We start from the raw sequence: 17,433 nt of genomic DNA on the forward strand, positions 1-17,433 counted from the left end.
GCGGGAGATCACTCCCGCCCGTCAGCGCGCCCGTGTCTCAGCGCAGAGTGACGTCGATCGTCTCCGTGAACGGGTCGATGTCGATGTTGGTCGTGATCGAGTATCCGGATCCGGAGGGGCCGGTGGGACGGAACTGGATGCGGACATTGGTGATGTCGCTCGCGGTGATCACGCCGGTGATCGAGCCGTCGGGGTTCTGCGTGACGACGATGCCGATGGCGTTGACGACCTGCAGGGTGACGCCCGGATCCGGGACGATCATGACGCTGGTGCCGGCGGGGAGCAGCGCGAGGTTGCCGTCCGCATCGCTGCCCTCGACGGTGAAGTTGGTCACGTTGCCGCTCACGACGCTGACGGTCGCGCCGGTGGCCCAGAAGGTCGCAGGGGGAGGCGTCTGCGATGCGGCGGCGAGCGGCGTCGCGACGGCGACGGCGACGACGGGTACCGACCAGGCTGCGCTCTTGACGAGGGTCCGGCGCGAGAGGTCGCGGGTGCTGAGGTTGTCCTGCATTTCTTTCCTTTTCCGGCTCTGAGGAGCCATCTCTTCCACGTGTGCGCGCGTCGTGACGCGGAGAGCGCATGATCGCTGAGTGCGCCACGGAGAAGGAGTCCCATCGGCCCCCGAAGTGACGCCGAACGGAGGAATCCACCGGAGATTTCACGATCTGCTGGATCTCGCGTCACTCCTGCGACGTTTCCGACTCCTTCCCAATGTGTCGACAGACTGTCGGCCGCTTGAGGGGAGTCAAATCAGATGAAGGAACAAGAGGCAGTCCAGAAGCGTGGCCTGACGCGGAGAACGGTCGTGATCGGCGGGGCATGGTCCGTGCCCGTGATCGCGGCGGCCGTGGCCACACCGCTCACCGCCGCGTCCGTGGCATGCACCGCAGCGCTCAGCACGAGCACCGCCGTCTACTCGCGGTTGAGCGGCACCTCGTCGCTGTTCACCTGGGTGGACGTCTTCGGTGACGGCAAGGACCTCACACTCACGCTCAGCGCGGTCCCCAACGGTGCGAGCAACATGACGATCAACCAGACGAACAACCTTCGTCTCGACTCCGCCACCGTCGGCGGGGAAGCGCAGCCCAGCGTGCATCTCGCGCTCGACACCGCCGATCTCCGCAATCTCGGCGGAGGGCAGCGCGTCACGTTCAGCTTCGCTCTGGACGGAGTGGCGACCACGGTCTCGGACCTCGGCTACACGATCAAGGACATCGACGGCGTCCAGGCTCTGGACGGCCTCGGTGGTGCGGAGCGCGTGTACGTCTCCGAAGGCACCGGAACGTACAACTCCGACTGGATCCGCGGCCAAGGGACGGGCACCAACGCATGGCGGCCGTTCACCAGCTCGCCGAACCCCGAGGTCGCGCCCACCAGCGCGGCTGGAAACGTGCGGGTGACCGCGTCGGGTGTCAGCGCGTTCGACCTCACCTTCGTCGCCAACAACTCCGGGCGTGCGCTCGGAGAGCGGCCGCCCCAGAACATCTGGATCGGGCCGCTCACGTTCACCGCCCTCAACCCGGTGTGCACGGTATGAACCGCCGGAGCGGCACGGGGGTGTCGAGAGGGTCGAGCCGCGCGGGGCGCTGGCTCGCCGGTGCGCTGCTCGCGCTCGGAGCCGCCATCGCACCCGGTGGCGTCAGCGCAGCCATGGCGGCCGAGGTCGAACCGGGCGATGCGGTCTACATCGGCGGCAAGGAGGGATACGGCGGCACCGGCGTCTTCCCGATCTGGTCCTCAGGGGTGCAGGAAGGGGATCCGGATTACTGGGCGTACTGCATCGAGCACGACGTGTCGGCGGAGACCGGACTGCTGGGCGTCGCCGGAGGCCTCGACAGCTACCTCGGCGCCAACTACTTCACCGACCCGGCGGTCACCGGCAAAGTGCTGTGGGTGCTGGCGAACAGCTTCCCGGCCGTGAGTCTCGAAGACCTCGGTGCGGCGGCGGGGGTGCCGGGCATCTCGCGCAACGACGCCATCGAGGCGACCCAGTACGCGATCTGGCGATACACCGACCTGACCTTCGACGCCCCCTGGGCCTGGGAGACCCCCGACTCGGAGGCTGCCTACTGGTACCTCGTGAACGGGGCGAACGCCAGTCCGGGGCTCACCCCCGAAGACCTGCAGGTGACGGCCTCGGTGACGGCGCCCGGCACACCCCAGACTGCGGGGAGCCTCGTCGGACCCTTCACGGTGAACACCGATCAGGCCTCGGTCGTCGTCTCGGTGGATCCCGCCGTCACGATCACGGATGCCGCAGGGACCGCGGTCGACCCGAACGCGGTCGTCGACGGGCAGGAGCTCTACCTGGATCTGCGGGGCTCGACCGTCGCGGGGAGCGCCACCGTGCGCGCGACCGCCGTCGGCTCGGGAAGCACGGGCACCGTGATCTCGGTGCCGACCACGCCGGGCGGCACCCCGACAGCGGAGGACCACGCGCAGTCGATCATCCTGGTCGCGCCGGAGACGGCGCAGACGACGGGAGAAGCCACGGTGGACTGGGCTGCGCAGCCGGGTGCCGTCGAGCCGGTGATCGGGACGTCGCTGGTCGACGCCGCAGACGGAGACCGGGTGCTGGGATGGAACGGCGGCACCGTGATCGACACGGTCGCCTACCAGAACCTGGTGCCGGGCACCGAGTACACGATCTCGGGTGAGCTCATGCGCAAGTCCGACGGTCAGCCCACCGGGATCACCGGTGCGACGACCTTCACCCCCACCGTGGCGAACGGCTCGATCGACGTCAGCTTCGTCGTACCCGAGGGATATGCGGGTGAGACGCTCGTCGCCTTCGAGGAGCTCTTCGAAGGCGCGGGCGGCGCGGGCGAGCCGGTCGCGGAGCACAAGGACATCGACGACGCCGCACAGACCGTGACGGTGGAGACGGCCCCGGAGGTGCCGGTTCCGGCGATCGGGACGTCGCTGGTGGATGCCGCCGACCAGGACCACGTCCTGACCTCCGGCGGGGGGACACTCGTCGACACGGTCGCGTACCTCAACCTCACCCCCGGGGTGGAGTACACGGTCGTCGGCGAGCTGATGGACAAGGCCGACAGCCAGCCGACCGGGATCATGGGGTCGGCCACGTTCACGCCGACGAGCGCGAACGGGTCGATCGACGTGACGTTCACCGTTCCTGCGGGGTTCTCCGGCGACGTGCTGGTCGCCTTCGAGTGGCTCTTCGTGGGTGACGACGAGGGGGACGAACCCGTCGCCGCGCACACGGACATCGATGACGCGGCGCAGACGGTCGCTGTCGAGGCGGGAACCTCCGTCGTCCCCACGACGCCGAAGCCCGGCAGCGGGAGTCTCGCCGTCACCGGTGCCGCGGCACCGACGGTGATCGTCGCGGCCGCGTCGGCCGCTCTCCTCGCGGGAGCGATCCTGATGCGGTCGAGAAGGCGCGACGTCGACGCCTGACCTGCGGGTCCGCGCGGGCAGAGCGGCGAGAGGATCCTCCGCTGCTCTGCCCGCGCTTCCGCGTGGGGGAGGACCGATCCGGGATGGCCTCCACGCCCCCGGCGGGGATATCATTGAACGTCGATTCAAGATCGGATCGATCGCGCGGGTCGACTCGCGTCCGGCTGCTCGGCGGAGACGAGCGGGCGTTTTCTGGAGAGGGAGACGTGGGAGATTCTCGCAGCGATCGTGAGCTCCTCCGTGCGCTCCGAGACGGTGACCAGTCGGCGTACGCCGTGCTGTGGGAGCGCCACATCGGCGCGGCGCTCCGATACGCGCACCGCCTGTTCCCCTCGCACGCGGAGGATCTCGCCTCCGAGGCGCTCCTCGCCGTCTACCAGCAGGTGACGACGACGAGCGCCGGGCCCGAGTTCGCCTTCCGCTCGTATCTCAAGGCCGTGATCCGCAACACCGCGATCCGGTGGCGCAAGGACGCCGACCGCATCGACGACACCGTCGAGGCCGACCGCCCCCACTTCCGCGACGCCCTCAGCCTCGTCGAACGGGAGTCGAACGCCCAGCAGTTCCTCGGAGCGTTCCAAGAGCTCCCGGAGCGGTGGCAGCGCGTGCTGTGGCTCACGGAGGTCGCCGACGTGCCCCGCCCCGAGATCGCGCGAGAGCTCGGAATCAAGCCGAACGCCGTCTCCGCCCTGCAGCGCCGCGCACGCACCGGTCTCAAGCTGAACTGGCTCACGTCGCAGATCCCGCTCGCGCTGCGCGATGACGAGGCGCATGCCGCCCGCCTCTTCCCCCGACACCTGACCGATCCGCTCGACGACACCGTGGCGCGCGAGGTGAATGACCACGTGTCGTCCTGCAGCGAATGCGGAGAACTGCTCCTCGACATGCGCAGCGACGCCCGCCGTCTGCAGGGTGTCACCCTGTCCGCTGTCGGATTCGGCGCCCTCGGGGTCGTCCTTCCGGCCACGGGGGCCCTCGCCCCCGGCACCACCGCTGCTGCGGTGGGCCTGATCGCGGCCGGTACCGGTGCCGGGATCACGAGCCTTCTCGCCGGCGGCATCGGCGTGCTCACGATCAGCGGCCTTCTGCTCGGACCGCTGTTCTTCCCCGGGGACGCTCCGATCGCCTCCTCGGCCCCGATCGCCGCGACCGAGCGCACGTCCACCGCGCCGCCCCCTGTCACCGGCGTCGGAACGCCCGGAGGCATCGAGGTGGTGCCGATCCCGTCCAGTCCACGGCCGACGGTCCGTACGGGGCGCTGGATCGACGACCCCGCGATCGACTCGGTCGATCTGGTCAACGACCCCGACGCCCCGGCACCGATCACCCCGACGGCGCCGGGGACGGCACCGGGAACCACCCCCGGGCCGGGATCGGGCGCCGGACTGACCCCGGGACTGGTCACCCCCTCGACGTCGTCCGGATACCTCGCGCCGGTGCTGGCGGGCACCGCGACGCCAGGGTCCACGGTCGGCGTCGACGTCGCGGGTGCGCGCTACACCCCCGCTGTGGCAGACGACGGCTCGTGGTCTTTCGATCCCCGCGCCCTCGAGCTGCCCGCCGGCACCTACGACTATCAGGCCTGGGCCTTCGACGAAGACATCCAGTCGCCCGCGATGGCCGGAAGCTTCACGATCCTTCCCATCGTCATCGAGGGCTTCGAGAACATCACCGGCATCGAGGACATGGACGTGACGGAGGCCAGCACCACGGGCCTGGTCATCGCCGCCACGGGACCGGCGAACGGGTCGATCTACATCACGAGCATCGAGGGGCATTCGGCGCTGATCCCCCTCGACAGCACCGGGCACGCGATCAAGCGACTCCGCATGCACTCCCAGGGCTGGTACTGGTTCACCTTCCGGGCGCTGGATGCCGACGGCTACTGGGGCCCGCCGGACGAGCACCCCCTCGATGTGTGGGATCCGGACGTCATCTTCGATCCCTGGGGCCCCGACCCCGCGGAGATGACCTTCGACATCAGCGACCCCTAGACGCGCGTCGCAACACGCCGTCATGAGGGAATGCCTCATCGGGGCGGGCCGTTGTCCCGAGGATGACTCGTATCGGAACCAGTGACCTCTCCGTCTTCCCGCTCTCTCTCGGGGGCAACGTGTTCGGCTGGACGGCCGACCGCGACGCCTCCTTCGCCGTTCTCGACGCCTTCGTCGCGGGTGGCGGCGACTTCATCGACACGGCCGATTCCTACAGCTCCTGGGTGCCGGGCAACGCGGGAGGGGAGAGCGAGACGATCGTCGGCGCGTGGCTCGCCTCGCGGAAGCCTGCGGACGTCGTCGTCGCGACCAAGGTGAGTCAGCACCCCGACTTCCGCGGCCTCTCGGGAGCGAACGTGCGCAAGGCCGCCGAGGCATCGCTCGCACGGCTGGGCCTCGACACGATCGACCTGTACTACGCGCACTTCGACGACGAGTCGGTGCCCCTGGAGGAGACCGTCGCCGCGTTCGGACAGCTCGTGACCGACGGCCTCGTGCGCCACGTCGCGGTGTCGAACTACACCGCGGAGCGCATCCGCGAGTGGATCGGCATCGCGGATCGCCTCGGCGTGTCCCGCCCGGTCGCCGTGCAGCCGCACTACAACCTCGTGCATCGCAATGTCGTCGAGGAGACGATCATCCCGGTCGCGCAGGAGTTCGGCATCGGCCTGGTCCCGTACTACTCCCTCGCCAGCGGATTCCTCACCGGCAAGTACCGCTCGACGGATGCTGCGGGTCAGGCGTCACCGCGTGCCCAGGGCGCCGCGAAGTATGCGACGGACGCGGGACTGCGCATCATCGACGCGCTCGAGGAGATCGGGCACGCTCACGGTGCATCTGTCGCGGCGACGTCGCTCGCCTGGCTGCGGGCGCAGCCGACCGTCGTCGCGCCGATCGCGAGTGCCCGCACCGTCGAGCAGGTGCCGGATCTGCTCGCGGGCGGACGACTGGAGCTCGCGTCCGACGAGGTGGAGCAGCTGAACCGCGTCTCGGAGTGGACGCCCGCTCAGGCCTGAGGCCGACGAGTCGGATGCGAGCTCGCGTCAGTCCTCTCCGACGAGCCCGAGGCGATGCGCGAGGATCACGGCGTGGATGCGATCGCGAGCGCCGAGCTTGGCCAGGACCCGCCCGACGTGGGTCTTGACGGTGGATTCGCCCACGTAGAGCGTCTGCGCGATCTCGGAGTTCGTGAGACCGCGGCCGATGGCGAGGAACACATCGCGCTCGCGCTCGGTGAGGTCGGCGAGCCGGGCGGAGTCGGCGGGATCGGGTTCCGCCCGCGCGGTGCCGAGCTGCGGGGAGACGTGCTGCAGCAGCATTCGCGTGATCCGGGGTGCGAGCGCCGCATCACCGCGATGCACCGCGTGGACGGCCGAGATCATCTCGTGGCGCTGCGCGTCCTTCAGCAGGAATCCGCTGGCACCCGCGCGGATCGCACCGAAAGCGTACTCGTCCAGGTCGAAGGTGGTGAGGACGAGGACCCTGGTCTGCGGATGCTCTCGCACGATGGTCTCCGTCGCCGCGATGCCGTCGAGCCCCGGCATCCGGATGTCCATCAGCACCAGGTCGGGCGCGAGCGCGGCGACCTGAGCGATCGCGGCATTCCCGTCGGCGGCCTCTCCGACGACGGTGATGCCGGGTTCCGCTTCGAGGACCATGCGGAACCCCACGCGGATCAGCTCCTGGTCGTCGACGAGGAGGACTCTGATCGTCTCTGTCATGCGTTCTCCTCGTTCGGTGATGACGGGGCGGCGGACGCGGTGCCCGCCGCGGGGAGCTCGGCGTGCAGCACCCAGCGCCCGGAGCCGTCGGGGGCGGAGCGCAGGTCGCCGTTCACATGGGCGGCGCGCTCGGCGAGTCCGCGGAGCCCGAAGCCGTCGTTTCCGGTGGCCCCGCGCACGCCGTCGTTGACGATGTCGACCGTCACGGTCTCGGCGGTGTAGGCCACTCGCACGGCGATCGCCGTGGCGGTCGGCGCATGACGCATCGCGTTCGTCACGCCTTCCTGGACGATCCGGCCGATGGCGTGCGCGACGCCGGGAGCGACGACCGCGCTTCCGCTCACCGCGAGCGTGACGGGGAAGCCGGCGCGTTGCGCGGCCGTCACCGTGTCGCGCGGCGGCGTCGGCTCCATCGGAGTGAGCGGCAGCGGCGAATCGTCGGCGCGGAGCACGCCCAGCATCGATCGCATCTCCGTGAGAGCACCCCGCGCGGTCTCCGCCGTGGCGGTCGCGGCCTTGCGCGCCTGCTCGGCATCCGGAGTCGCGGCCGCCCCTTCGGAGAGCGCCACGATGACCGTGAGGGAGTGCGAAACGATGTCATGCATCTCGCGTGCGATGCGCGCACGCTCCGCGGAGGCCGCCAGCTGCGCCTGCTGATCGCGCTCGACGAGGAGCTGCCGCGAACGATCGATGATGGCGGCGAGGTAGCGCTTGCGCTCGCCGACGTTGACCCCGACGAGGGTGCCGATCAGCCCGAGGACCACGACGCCGAGCACGGTGTCGACGCCGGTCTGCAGCGTGGCGACGCCGGTCAGCATCAGACACAGGGCGAAGAGCGTCAGAGCCGCCGATCCGATGCCGAAGCCGATCCATACCGCGCGGACGGACCCGTACACGGCGAGTGCGTAGCACGCGAAGAGCGGGAACGGCGTGCTGCCCGGATGCGGGAGGAGCATCAGCAGCATCTCCAACGCGAACGCCGTGACGAACGGGATGAGGGGATGCTGCCGTCGCCAGAACAGCGTCGCGGCGGCGGCGATGATGCAGATCGGGATGAGGAACGGCGGCGCCGTGTCGTCCGGCACCGGGGCGTCCATGTCGACGATCCCCACGGTCGCAGTGGACAGCAGGAGGGTGATGCCGACGATCAGCACGTCGGCGACGACCGGATGCCGCGCCCAGAACCGTCGGAGGAGACCCGGGGCACGCGGAAGCCGCAGCTCCTCGTCCTCGCGGATCGAGTCGCTGCGGCTGCGCGTTCTGCTCACGGGCTGACTCTACGCGTCGCGCGTGCGGAGCACGGCCCACGCGGACAGCATCCCGGCGGCGACCCAGCAGGCGAGCGTCAGATAGGCGGCGGGGACATCGCTGCCCTCACCCGGGACGATGACGGTCTGCGCCGCGGCCACCGGCAGGTGCGAGGCGGCCTCCATGACCCAGCGCCCGGCTTCGCCGGCCAGGGCGAACATGCTCGCGACGATGGGCAGGACGAACAGCAGTCCGACGGTCGCGGCGATCGCACCCGCCCCGGATCGCAGGATGAAGCCGAACGCGACGCCGATGGTCGTGAACACGGCCATCGCCAGCGAGGCGACGATGATCGGGAGCGACGATGCGGACGGATCCGACCAGTCGATGCTCTGATCCCGGCCCGCGACGACAGCGGACACGACGACCGCGGCGATCCCGAAGATGATCAGCGACGACACGAACATCACGCCGGCGAGCACCACGGCCTTCGCGGCGAGGACCGAGCCACGGCCCGGGTTCGCGGTGAGCGTCGAGCGGATCATGCCGGTCGAGTACTCGCCGGTGACCGAGATCGCACCGAGGATGCCGGCGAGGAGCATCGTGAACTGGAACGGCGACACGACCGCCTGCACGGGATCGAAGCCCGGGTCGGTCACGTTCTGGGCGATCAGGACGGCGATGGCGACGGTGAGCAGGCCGGTGATGCCGATCGACCACCAGGTGGATCGCAGGGTGGCGAGCTTGATCCACTCGCCATGGAGCGCGCGGACGAAGGTCAGTCGATGGCGGGTGTCGACACGGTGCGGGGCGACAGCCGATTCCTGGACGGTCATGAGATCTCCTTGGTCCGGTACTCGACGGCGTCGCCGGTGAGAGCGAGATACGCGTCCTCCAGCGATCCGGTGGTCGGGGTGAGCTCGTGCAGCGGGATGCCGCGGGCGGCTGCCAGATCGCCGATCCGCGCGGCGGGGAGTCCGACGACATCGAGCAGATCGGGAGCCGAGCTCACGATCTCGACGTCCGGCCCGCCGACGGCGGCGACGAGGTCGGCCGCCCGAGGGGTGCGCACGCGTACGGTGTTGGTCGTCCAGGCGCGGACGAGCTCGGGGAGCGGAGCGTCGGCGAGCACCTTGCCGCGGCCCATCACGATGACGTGGTCGGCGGTCTGCGCCATCTCGCTCATCAGGTGGCTCGAGAGCAGCACCGTGCGTCCTTCGGATGCCGCGTGCCGGACGAACTGGCGCACCCAGCGGACGCCCTCGGGGTCGAGGCCGTTGACCGGTTCGTCGAGGATCAGCGTGTGCGGGTCCCCGAGCAGCGCGGAGGCGATGCCGAGGCGCTGGCCCATGCCGAGCGAGAACTTGCCGGCGCGCTTGCGGGCGACGGAGCTGATACCTGCGAGATCGATCACCTCGTCGACGCGGGACGCCGGGATGCCGTGCGTCGCGGCCATCGCGCGGAGGTGGTTGCGGGCGGTCCGGCCGGTGTGCACGGCCTTGGCGTCGAGCAGCACGCCGACCTCGGTGAGCGGTGCGCGGAGCTTGCGGTACTCGCGGCCGGAGACCATCGCGCGGCCGGAGGTCGGACGGTCGAGTCCGACGATCATCCGCATGGTGGTCGACTTGCCGGCGCCGTTGGGGCCGAGGAAGCCCGTGACGCTGCCCGGCTGGATCGTGAACGACACGTCGTCGACGGCCGTCTTGTCTCCGAACCTCTTCGTGAGGCCTTCTGCTGTGATCATGTCGTCCACGTTACGGAGCGAGCACGATGTTCCGCGTCCTCCCTCGGTACCGTTCCCTCGGAGCGCGGGTCATCCCGGCGACGGATGCCGGTGGCTCGGCGCCGAGATCAGTCGGCCGGTCGCCCGAAGGTCTGGGGGTCGACCGGGCGCTGCGCCCTCGGGAGCTTCTCGACGACGAGGAGGTACGACTCGGTCACGAGTTCCGTGACCAGGCCCTCTTCGAGCGACGAGCCGGGGGTGAGTGTGATCCAGTGCTTCTTGTTCATGTGGTACCCCGGGACGATGTCGGCGAACGTCTCTCGGAGAGCCTTCGCGTCGTCGGGCTGCGACTTGAGCGTGACACGCCCCGTGCCGTCCAGCGGCAGGAGGAGGAAGACGCGGCCCCGCACCTTGTACACGTCCCATTCGGGGCCGAACGGATTCTCGAGCGCCGAGCCGGGCAGCTCATCCGCGCGCGCGGCGGCGGCCGACGTCAGTTCCTGCGCATCCACGCGTCAGAACAGCCGTTCGGCGCGCTTGTCGTCGTTGCGCGGCTTCGCCTGCACGCGATCGTCGAGGTCGGCGGCCGCGAGCAGCGCCTCGTCGACCACCTCGCGGCCGGTGTCGGCCGTCAGCCATTCCCCGGCGAACGACGCCGGGACGAGCACCGGCATGCGATCGTGCACGCCGGCGAGGTGCTCCGGCGCCGGTCGCATCACGATCGAGTAGCAGGTGAACCACGCGCCGTCGGCGGTGCGCCCCCGCTGGGTCACGGCCGCCATGCCGAACAGCGCGCCGTCGTCGACGAGGAACTCATGCCACTGCCGGGACGGCTTCTGCATCTCGAACCAGCTCGTCGCCGGCACGATCGCGCGGGACTTCGCACTGCCGGGCCGGTCCTGCAGGCGCTCCGAGCGCGTGTTGATCGACGGGAACCTGGCGGGTTCGCCGTTCACGAGGTACCCCCACCACGCCGGCTCCAGCGTCGGCGCGGTCTCCGGCTGCACGATGATCGGATTGAGGTTCCGCAGGTTCTTCCCGGTCGGACGCAGGGTCTCGCCGGCGTTCTCCTCGGCCCAGACGCGCAGGCCTTCCAGGACCGCGTCGTCGGCCGCGGCCAGAAGCTCTGCGTCGGTGAACCGGGGATCGAGACCATAGCTCGCGCACATGTCGTCAGCGTAGCCGTGGCCGCCGACATCCGCCCGGTCTGCGGCCTTCCGCCGCTCGGGTAGTGTCGACAGGTGCCCGATACCCGCCGGCTTCCCGTGCCCCTGGCGCTCGGCGGCGCAGCAGCCATCGGCGTCATGACGGCGATCCAGGCCCGCATCAACGGCGTGCTCGGCGTGAAGGTCGACGACGGCGTCGTCGCCGGGCTGATCTCATTCGCGGTCGGCCTCCTCGCCCTCGTCGTCGTGATCTCCTGCATCCCCTCGGCGCGTCGTGGCGTCGTGCGCCTCGTCGGCGGGATCCGACACGGGCGGATCCCGTTCTGGATGCTGCTCGGCGGCGCCTGCGGCGCCCTCACCGTCTCCACCCAGGGCCTGACCGCGGGAGTGCTGGGCGTCTCGCTGTTCACCGTCGGGGTCGTGGCCGGACAGACGCTGAACGGACTGGTGCTCGACCGGATCGGCTTCGGCCCGGCCGGAGTCGTCGCGGTCACCCCCGGTCGCCTGGCCGGGGGAGCGCTCGCGCTCGCCGCGGTCGCGATCTCGCTCTCCGGCGACGTGCTCGCATCGGCGCCGCTGTGGATGCTGCTGCTGCCGTTCGCGACCGGCGTCGGCATCGCGTGGCAGGCGGCGACCAACGGACGGCTCGCGCAGAGGGTCGAGTCGCCCATCGCCGCCACGCTGATGAGCTTCATCGCCGGCACGATCGTGCTGGCCGCTGCCGCCGGGGTGAGCATCGCGGTCCGCGGGATGCCCGACGCTCCGCCGGCCGAGCCGTGGCTGTACCTGGGTGGTTTCCTCGGAGCCGCCTACATCCTCCTCGGAGCGTTCATCGTCGCGCACACGGGCGTGCTCCTGATGGGGCTGGGGTCCGTGCTCGGGCAGCTCGTGACCTCGGTCGTGATCGACCTCTTCTGGCCGACGGCGGCGGGTCCCGCGCTCTGGCAGATCATCGCGATGGTGATCGTCGCCGTGGCATCCGTCGTCGTCGCGCGGATCCGGCCCCGGCGCTGACGACTACTTCTTCTTTTTCGCCTTCTTCGCCGTCTTCGCCGTCTTCTCGATCGGCTCGGTCCTCGCCGGCATGCGGGTCAGGAGCTTGCGGGCATCGACGGCCTTGCGCCGGCCCGGCTTGCGCCCGGCGGGCTTGCCGCCGACGTACAGCCAGCCGAGGAGCTCCTCGTTCTTCGCGAGTCCGTGCGCCTGGGCGACCGCCTTCGACCGCGTGTAGTGCCCGGTGCGCCAGAGGACGCCCCAGCCGGCCTCGTCGAGCAGCAGGCTCAGCGTGTGGGCGACGCCGGATGCGGTGGCCTCCTGCTCCCAGCGCGGCACCTTGTCGCTCTTGCGGTAACTGGCCACCACCGCGATGAGCAGCGGCGCGCGAAGGGGCTTCGAGGACGGCGACTTGTCGCCTTCGGCCTTCGCGATCGCGGCGCCCAGCGCCTCGCGATCGGTGCCTCGCAGCTCGATCAGACGCCAGGGACGCAGCGAGGAGTGGTCGGCGACACGGCCGGCCGCGGCGACGAGGGTCACCAGCTCCTCGCGCGTCGGCGCGGTGTCATCGACCTTCGACCAGGACTGCCTGGCGCGAACGGCGTCGAGCGCGCTCACGACTCGTCGGGCGTGAAGTTCATCGCGATCGAGTTCATGCAGTAGCGGTCACCGGTCGGCGTGCCGAACCCGTCGGGGAACACGTGTCCGAGGTGGGAGCCGCAGTTCGCGCAGCGCACCTCGGTGCGCACCATGCCGAGGCTGGAGTCCTCGATGAGCTCGACCGCCTCGGGGCGGATCGACTCGTAGAAGCTCGGCCATCCGCAGCCGGAGTCGAACTTGGTGCCGCTCTTGAAGAGCTCGGCGTCGCACGCTCCGCAGGTGTACAGGCCCGAGCGCTTCTCGTCGAGCAGCTCGCCCGTCCATGCGCGTTCGGTCGCGGCCTGGCGCAGCACGGCGTACTGCTCATCGCCGAGCTCGCGGCGCCACTCGTCTTCGGTCTTGTCCACGCTGTACGACATGTATCCTCCTGAGTCCCCTCCATTCTCCCTCCTGTGCCGGGGCGTCGGGTGCGCCGAGTCAGAATGGACGGATGACGGATGCTGTCCAGCAGCGCTACGCGCGGTTCGCCCGGGATGAGGCCCCGGGCCGCAGCGCGCTCTACGAGGAGTGGGCGGCCGGCGTCGCCGCCGATCCCGAGGTGCAGGGGATCCTCCTGCGGATCCCCGAGTCGAGGCGGCAGCCGCCCCTCGTGTTCGCGGTGACGCGGCTGCTCGGCGCCGACCTCGGCGGCTACCCGGCGTGGCGGCGCTTCGTCGTGCGGAATGCCGACGAGATCGTCGCCGCGTGCACGGCGCGGCAGCTCCAGACCAACGAGCCTCTGCGGCTCGCCGCGCTGCTCCCCGTGCTGTCGGAGATCGAGGGGCCTGTCGCGATGCTCGAGATCGGCGCGTCCGCGGGGCTGTGCCTCTATCCGGACCGCTACTCCTATCGCTTCGTCGGAGAGGACGGAGCGCTCCGGGCCGCGCTCGACCCTGACGACGGCCGATCGACCGTGACTCTGGAGAGCCGGGTCTCGGGCGTCCTGCCACCGTTGCGGATGCCGGAGGTCGTCTGGCGGGCCGGCATCGACCTGGCGCCGCTGCACGCGGGGGACGACCGGGATCGGAGCTGGCTGCGAGCCCTGGTCTGGCCGGGGGAGAGCGGGCGGGAAGAGCGGATCGATGCCGCGCTCGACATCGCGGCATCCGATCCTCCTCGTCTCGTCGCGGGCGACGCGCTGGCGGAGATCGATGCGCTCGCGGCCGAGGCCCCCGCCGGTGCGACGCTCGTCATCACCACGCCGGGCGTGCTCGTGCACATCCCCCGGGCGGCGCGGACCGCTCTGATCGACCGCATCTCCGGGCTGCCCGCGCGGTGGATCACGATCGATCCACCCGGTCTGCTCGACGTCTGGGAGCCTCCCGTCGACGCGGGAGCCTGGCCGGGCTTCGTCGTCGCCCTCGACGGCCGCGTCCGTGCTGCGGCGGATCCGCTCGGGCGCTGGTGGGAGTGGCGCGCGGCCGTCGCGGCTGATGCGTCCTAACCTGGAGCCATGCTCGGAGATCTCACGGAGCGCGATCGCGCGATCCTCGCCCTCGAGGCGTCGTGGCCGCGCCACGGCGGGGCGAAGGAAGAGGTGATCCGGGCCCAGCTCGGCATGAGCGCGGCGCGGTACTACCAGGTTCTGGGGCGTCTGATCGAGTCCGACGTCGCGCTCGAATACGACCCGATGCTGGTGCGCCGTCTGCGGCGGATCCGCGACAGCCGGGCCGCCCAGCGCACCGCCCGCACTCCGCGATTCGTCGGCTGATCCTGCCCGATGGCGGTTCCGCGCCCGCGCCGCGGAACGGATTGACAGGAACGTGCCGCTAGCATCGAGGGGTGTCCAAGCCCAGCCGCGATCGCTTCGATGACGTCCCCCGCTCCTCCGGACGCGTCGGGGCCCACCGTGCCGAGACCCCCGGGATGAACGGCTGGGTCGTTCTGCTGTGGTCCTTCGTCGCGGCCCTGGTGCTCATCATCGCCGGCATCTTCGGCTCGCTGGTCGTCATGGGTCGCATCTCGCTGTTCCCCGAGACCGCGCCGAGCTCCGTGCCCACCCCCGAGGAGACCGGAGTCGTCGACACGACCATCTCGGTGATGATCCTGAACGCGACGCCTGAAGAGGGGCTCGACACGCAGATGCGCGACCTGCTGATCAACAGCGGCTGGCTCGCGGACAGCGTCTATGCGAGTGACAGCGCGAGCGTGGACTTCGAGACCACCACCGTCTACTACGTCGCGGAAGAGGACGAGCTCGCAGCGATCGGCCTGGCGCGCGTCATCGGCGGCGCCGAGGTCCAGCAGAGCGACTTCTACGCGGCGCTGAACGACACCGGCGCGAAGCAGATCACCGTCGTCATCGGCCTCGATCGATCCACCACGGTGCCCGAGACTCCTGCCGAGACTCCCGCCTCCTGACATCGGGATGCGCCCCGTCCCCGGCGGCTTGCACTCGGTGGTGTCGAGTGCCAGAATGGCGTTAGCACTCTCTTACTCCGAGTGCTAAACCCAACGTCTACGTCCAGGAGGGACGAAAAAACTCATGGCAAAGATCATTGCTTTCGATGAGGAGGCCCGCCGCGGCCTCGAGCGCGGCCTCAACATCCTCGCCGACGCGGTCAAGGTGACCCTCGGCCCGCGTGGCCGCAACGTCGTCCTCGAGAAGAAGTGGGGCGCCCCCACGATCACGAACGACGGTGTCTCCATCGCCAAGGAGATCGAGCTCGACGACCCGTACGAGAAGATCGGTGCGGAGCTCGTCAAGGAGGTCGCCAAGAAGACCGACGACGTCGCCGGTGACGGCACCACGACCGCCACGGTCCTGGCTCAGGCGCTCGTCCGCGAAGGTCTGCGCAACGTCGCAGCCGGCGCCGACCCGATCTCGCTGAAGCGCGGCATCGAGAAGGCCGTCGCGGCCATCACCGAGGAGCTGCTCGCCAGCGCCAAGGAGATCGACTCCAAGGAGCAGATCGCTGCGACCGCTTCCATCTCGGCTGCCGACCCCGCGATCGGCGAGCTGATCGCCGAGGCGATCGACAAGGTCGGCAAGGAGGGTGTGGTCACCGTCGAGGAGTCGCAGACCTTCGGCACCGAGCTCGAGCTCACCGAGGGCATGCGCTTCGACAAGGGCTACCTGAACCCGTACTTCGTCACGGACCCCGACCGTCAGGAAGCCGTCTTCGAGGACGCCTACATCCTCATCGCGAACCAGAAGATCTCGAACATCAAGGACCTTCTGCCCATCGTCGACAAGGTGATCCAGGACGGCAAGGAGCTCGTCATCATCGCCGAGGACGTCGAGGGCGAGGCTCTCGCGACGCTCGTGCTCAACAAGCTCAAGGGCATCTTCAAGTCGGTCGCCGTCAAGGCTCCCGGCTTCGGCGACCGTCGCAAGGCGCAGCTGCAGGACATCGCGATCCTCACCGGTGGTCAGGTCATCACCGAAGAGGTCGGCCTGAAGCTCGAGAACGCCACGCTCGACCTGCTGGGTCGTGCACGCAAGGTCATCGTCACGAAGGACGAGACCACGATCGTCGAGGGCGCCGGTGAGGCCGACCAGATCGAGGGTCGCGTCACGCAGATCCGTCGTGAGATCGAGAACACCGACAGCGACTACGACCGCGAGAAGCTCCAGGAGCGCCTCGCCAAGCTCGCCGGCGGCGTCGCCGTCATCAAGGCGGGTGCGGCGACCGAGGTCGAGCTCAAGGAGCGCAAGCACCGCATCGAGGACGCCGTCCGCAACGCGAAGGCTGCTGTGGAAGAGGGCATCGTCCCCGGTGGTGGCGTCGCGCTCATCCAGTCGGGCACGAAGGCTCTCGACGCTCTGTCGCTCACGGGTGACGAGGCGACCGGTGCCAACATCGTCCGCGTCGCCATCGAGGCTCCGCTGAAGCAGATCGCGCTGAACGCCGGCCTCGAGCCGGGCGTCGTCGCGAACAAGGTCTCCGAGCTTCCCTCGGGCCAGGGCCTGAACGCGGCAACGGGCGAGTACGTCGACATGTTCGCTGCGGGGATCATCGACCCGGCGAAGGTGACCCGTTCGGCTCTGCAGAACGCAGCGTCGATCGCGGCTCTCTTCCTCACGACCGAGGTCGTCGTCGCCGACAAGCCCGAGAAGGCTGCGGCACCGATGGGCGACCCGTCGGGTGGCATGGACTTCTGACGCTCGCATGAGGTCAGCGACTCCGTCGCATAGAACGCCCCCGGCTCCGGCCGGGGGCGTTCTGCGTTTCCGCCCTCTGGTGAGGACCGGGATCAGCGGAACAGGCTCGCCGAGTATCGATCGGCATCCGCATACTGCGCAGCGGCCGATCCGAGCGAGGTGCCGATCGAGTCGAGCACCTGCTCCACATGCAGCTGCGCCCCCTGCCACTGCTCGGCGCAGATCTGGAACGCGTTCGACGCATCGCCCATCCACGACGACTGCAGCTGCTGCAGCTGCGCCATGAGCGTGCGGGACTCGCTGCGAAGCCTCTCGATCGTGCCGCGGGTCGCCGCGTTCGCGGACTCGACGGCGTCGGTGTCGACGGTGAAGACAGACATGGGAACTCCTTCTCGTTGGAGCTCCGACGCTAGAGGCCTGAGGG

Annotated in this window: 19 protein-coding genes; 9 read left to right on the top strand and 10 right to left on the bottom strand. The window is 69.8% G+C overall.

All coding sequences use genetic code 11. The features are described from left to right. Positions 1-37: 37 nt before the first annotated feature. A complete protein-coding gene (locus tag MRBLWH11_RS10800; protein WP_341944872.1) occupies positions 38-511 on the bottom strand; it encodes a hypothetical protein in 474 nt (157 codons plus the stop codon). Positions 512-754: 243 nt separating this feature from the next. Here MRBLWH11_RS10800 and MRBLWH11_RS10805 point away from each other — a divergent pair, with 243 nt between their 5' ends. From MRBLWH11_RS10805 to MRBLWH11_RS10820, 4 genes are all read left to right on the top strand, one after another. Continuing rightward, positions 755-1,537: a hypothetical protein gene (locus MRBLWH11_RS10805; protein ID WP_341944873.1), complete on the top strand. Its 783-nt coding sequence runs from the start codon at positions 755-757 to the stop codon at positions 1,535-1,537. Beyond that, entirely contained in the window at positions 1,534-3,420 is a 1,887-nt protein-coding gene (locus MRBLWH11_RS10810) for a VaFE repeat-containing surface-anchored protein (protein WP_341944874.1), read from the top strand. Before MRBLWH11_RS10805 ends, MRBLWH11_RS10810 begins: the two co-directional genes overlap by 4 nt. A gap of 206 nt (positions 3,421-3,626) precedes the next feature. Further along, complete coding sequence (locus MRBLWH11_RS10815) at positions 3,627-5,414, top strand: sigma-70 family RNA polymerase sigma factor (RefSeq protein ID WP_341944875.1); 1,788 nt, start codon at positions 3,627-3,629, stop codon at positions 5,412-5,414. Positions 5,415-5,476: 62 nt separating this feature from the next. Continuing rightward, on the top strand, positions 5,477-6,430 hold the full coding sequence (locus tag MRBLWH11_RS10820) for an aldo/keto reductase (RefSeq protein ID WP_341944876.1): 954 nt from the start codon (positions 5,477-5,479) through the stop codon (positions 6,428-6,430). A gap of 27 nt (positions 6,431-6,457) precedes the next feature. Here MRBLWH11_RS10820 and MRBLWH11_RS10825 read toward each other — a convergent pair whose 3' ends face one another. The 6 genes from MRBLWH11_RS10825 to MRBLWH11_RS10850 form a co-directional block, all read right to left on the bottom strand. Continuing rightward, positions 6,458-7,135: a response regulator transcription factor gene (locus MRBLWH11_RS10825; RefSeq protein ID WP_116635874.1), complete on the bottom strand. Its 678-nt coding sequence runs from the start codon at positions 7,133-7,135 to the stop codon at positions 6,458-6,460. Continuing rightward, the gene (locus MRBLWH11_RS10830; RefSeq protein ID WP_116635875.1) at positions 7,132-8,403 is read right to left on the bottom strand and encodes a histidine kinase; all 1,272 of its coding nucleotides are present in this window, start codon (positions 8,401-8,403) and stop codon (positions 7,132-7,134) included. Before MRBLWH11_RS10830 ends, MRBLWH11_RS10825 begins: the two co-directional genes overlap by 4 nt. A 9-nt stretch (positions 8,404-8,412) precedes the next feature. Further along, complete coding sequence (locus MRBLWH11_RS10835) at positions 8,413-9,219, bottom strand: ABC transporter permease subunit (protein ID WP_341944877.1); 807 nt, start codon at positions 9,217-9,219, stop codon at positions 8,413-8,415. Next, positions 9,216-10,127, bottom strand: a complete 912-nt coding sequence (locus MRBLWH11_RS10840) for an ATP-binding cassette domain-containing protein (protein ID WP_116635968.1) — start codon at positions 10,125-10,127, stop codon at positions 9,216-9,218. Before MRBLWH11_RS10840 ends, MRBLWH11_RS10835 begins: the two co-directional genes overlap by 4 nt. Before the next feature lie 107 nt (positions 10,128-10,234). Further along, positions 10,235-10,618, bottom strand: coding sequence for an MmcQ/YjbR family DNA-binding protein (locus MRBLWH11_RS10845; protein ID WP_341944878.1), 384 nt, complete (start codon positions 10,616-10,618; stop codon positions 10,235-10,237). 3 nt (positions 10,619-10,621) lie between these two features. After that, complete coding sequence (locus tag MRBLWH11_RS10850; protein ID WP_341944879.1) at positions 10,622-11,275, bottom strand: SOS response-associated peptidase family protein; 654 nt, start codon at positions 11,273-11,275, stop codon at positions 10,622-10,624. Positions 11,276-11,377: 102 nt separating this feature from the next. On the opposite strand from MRBLWH11_RS10850, the gene MRBLWH11_RS10855 reads away from it, so the two are divergent. Further along, complete coding sequence (locus MRBLWH11_RS10855) at positions 11,378-12,286, top strand: DMT family transporter (RefSeq protein WP_116635969.1); 909 nt, start codon at positions 11,378-11,380, stop codon at positions 12,284-12,286. A 3-nt stretch (positions 12,287-12,289) separates the two neighbouring features. Here MRBLWH11_RS10855 and MRBLWH11_RS10860 read toward each other — a convergent pair whose 3' ends face one another. After that, positions 12,290-12,883, bottom strand: coding sequence for a nitroreductase family protein (locus MRBLWH11_RS10860; protein WP_341944880.1), 594 nt, complete (start codon positions 12,881-12,883; stop codon positions 12,290-12,292). Beyond that, complete coding sequence (msrB, locus tag MRBLWH11_RS10865) at positions 12,880-13,284, bottom strand: peptide-methionine (R)-S-oxide reductase MsrB (RefSeq protein WP_116635880.1); 405 nt, start codon at positions 13,282-13,284, stop codon at positions 12,880-12,882. Before msrB ends, MRBLWH11_RS10860 begins: the two co-directional genes overlap by 4 nt. A gap of 71 nt (positions 13,285-13,355) precedes the next feature. Between msrB and MRBLWH11_RS10870 the strand changes: the two genes are divergently transcribed. From MRBLWH11_RS10870 to groL, 4 genes are all read left to right on the top strand, one after another. Continuing rightward, positions 13,356-14,348 carry a DUF2332 domain-containing protein gene (locus tag MRBLWH11_RS10870; RefSeq protein WP_341944881.1) on the top strand — a complete coding sequence of 331 codons (993 nt, stop codon included), beginning with the start codon at positions 13,356-13,358 and terminating at the stop codon, positions 14,346-14,348. A 9-nt stretch (positions 14,349-14,357) separates the two neighbouring features. Then, complete coding sequence (locus tag MRBLWH11_RS10875) at positions 14,358-14,615, top strand: DUF3263 domain-containing protein (protein WP_116635882.1); 258 nt, start codon at positions 14,358-14,360, stop codon at positions 14,613-14,615. A 71-nt stretch (positions 14,616-14,686) separates the two neighbouring features. After that, entirely contained in the window at positions 14,687-15,265 is a 579-nt protein-coding gene (locus MRBLWH11_RS10880) for a LytR C-terminal domain-containing protein (protein ID WP_243408937.1), read from the top strand. Between the two features lie 124 nt (positions 15,266-15,389). Next, on the top strand, positions 15,390-17,009 hold the full coding sequence (gene groL / locus MRBLWH11_RS10885; protein ID WP_116635883.1) for a chaperonin GroEL: 1,620 nt from the start codon (positions 15,390-15,392) through the stop codon (positions 17,007-17,009). 92 nt (positions 17,010-17,101) lie between these two features. Here the strand turns inward: groL and MRBLWH11_RS10890 are convergent, their stop codons facing one another. After that, the gene (locus tag MRBLWH11_RS10890; protein WP_116635884.1) at positions 17,102-17,389 is read right to left on the bottom strand and encodes a WXG100 family type VII secretion target; all 288 of its coding nucleotides are present in this window, start codon (positions 17,387-17,389) and stop codon (positions 17,102-17,104) included. Positions 17,390-17,433 lie beyond the last annotated feature (44 nt).

The organism is Microbacterium sp. LWH11-1.2 (assembly GCF_038397745.1).
Taxonomy (GTDB): Bacteria; Actinomycetota; Actinomycetes; order Actinomycetales; family Microbacteriaceae; genus Microbacterium.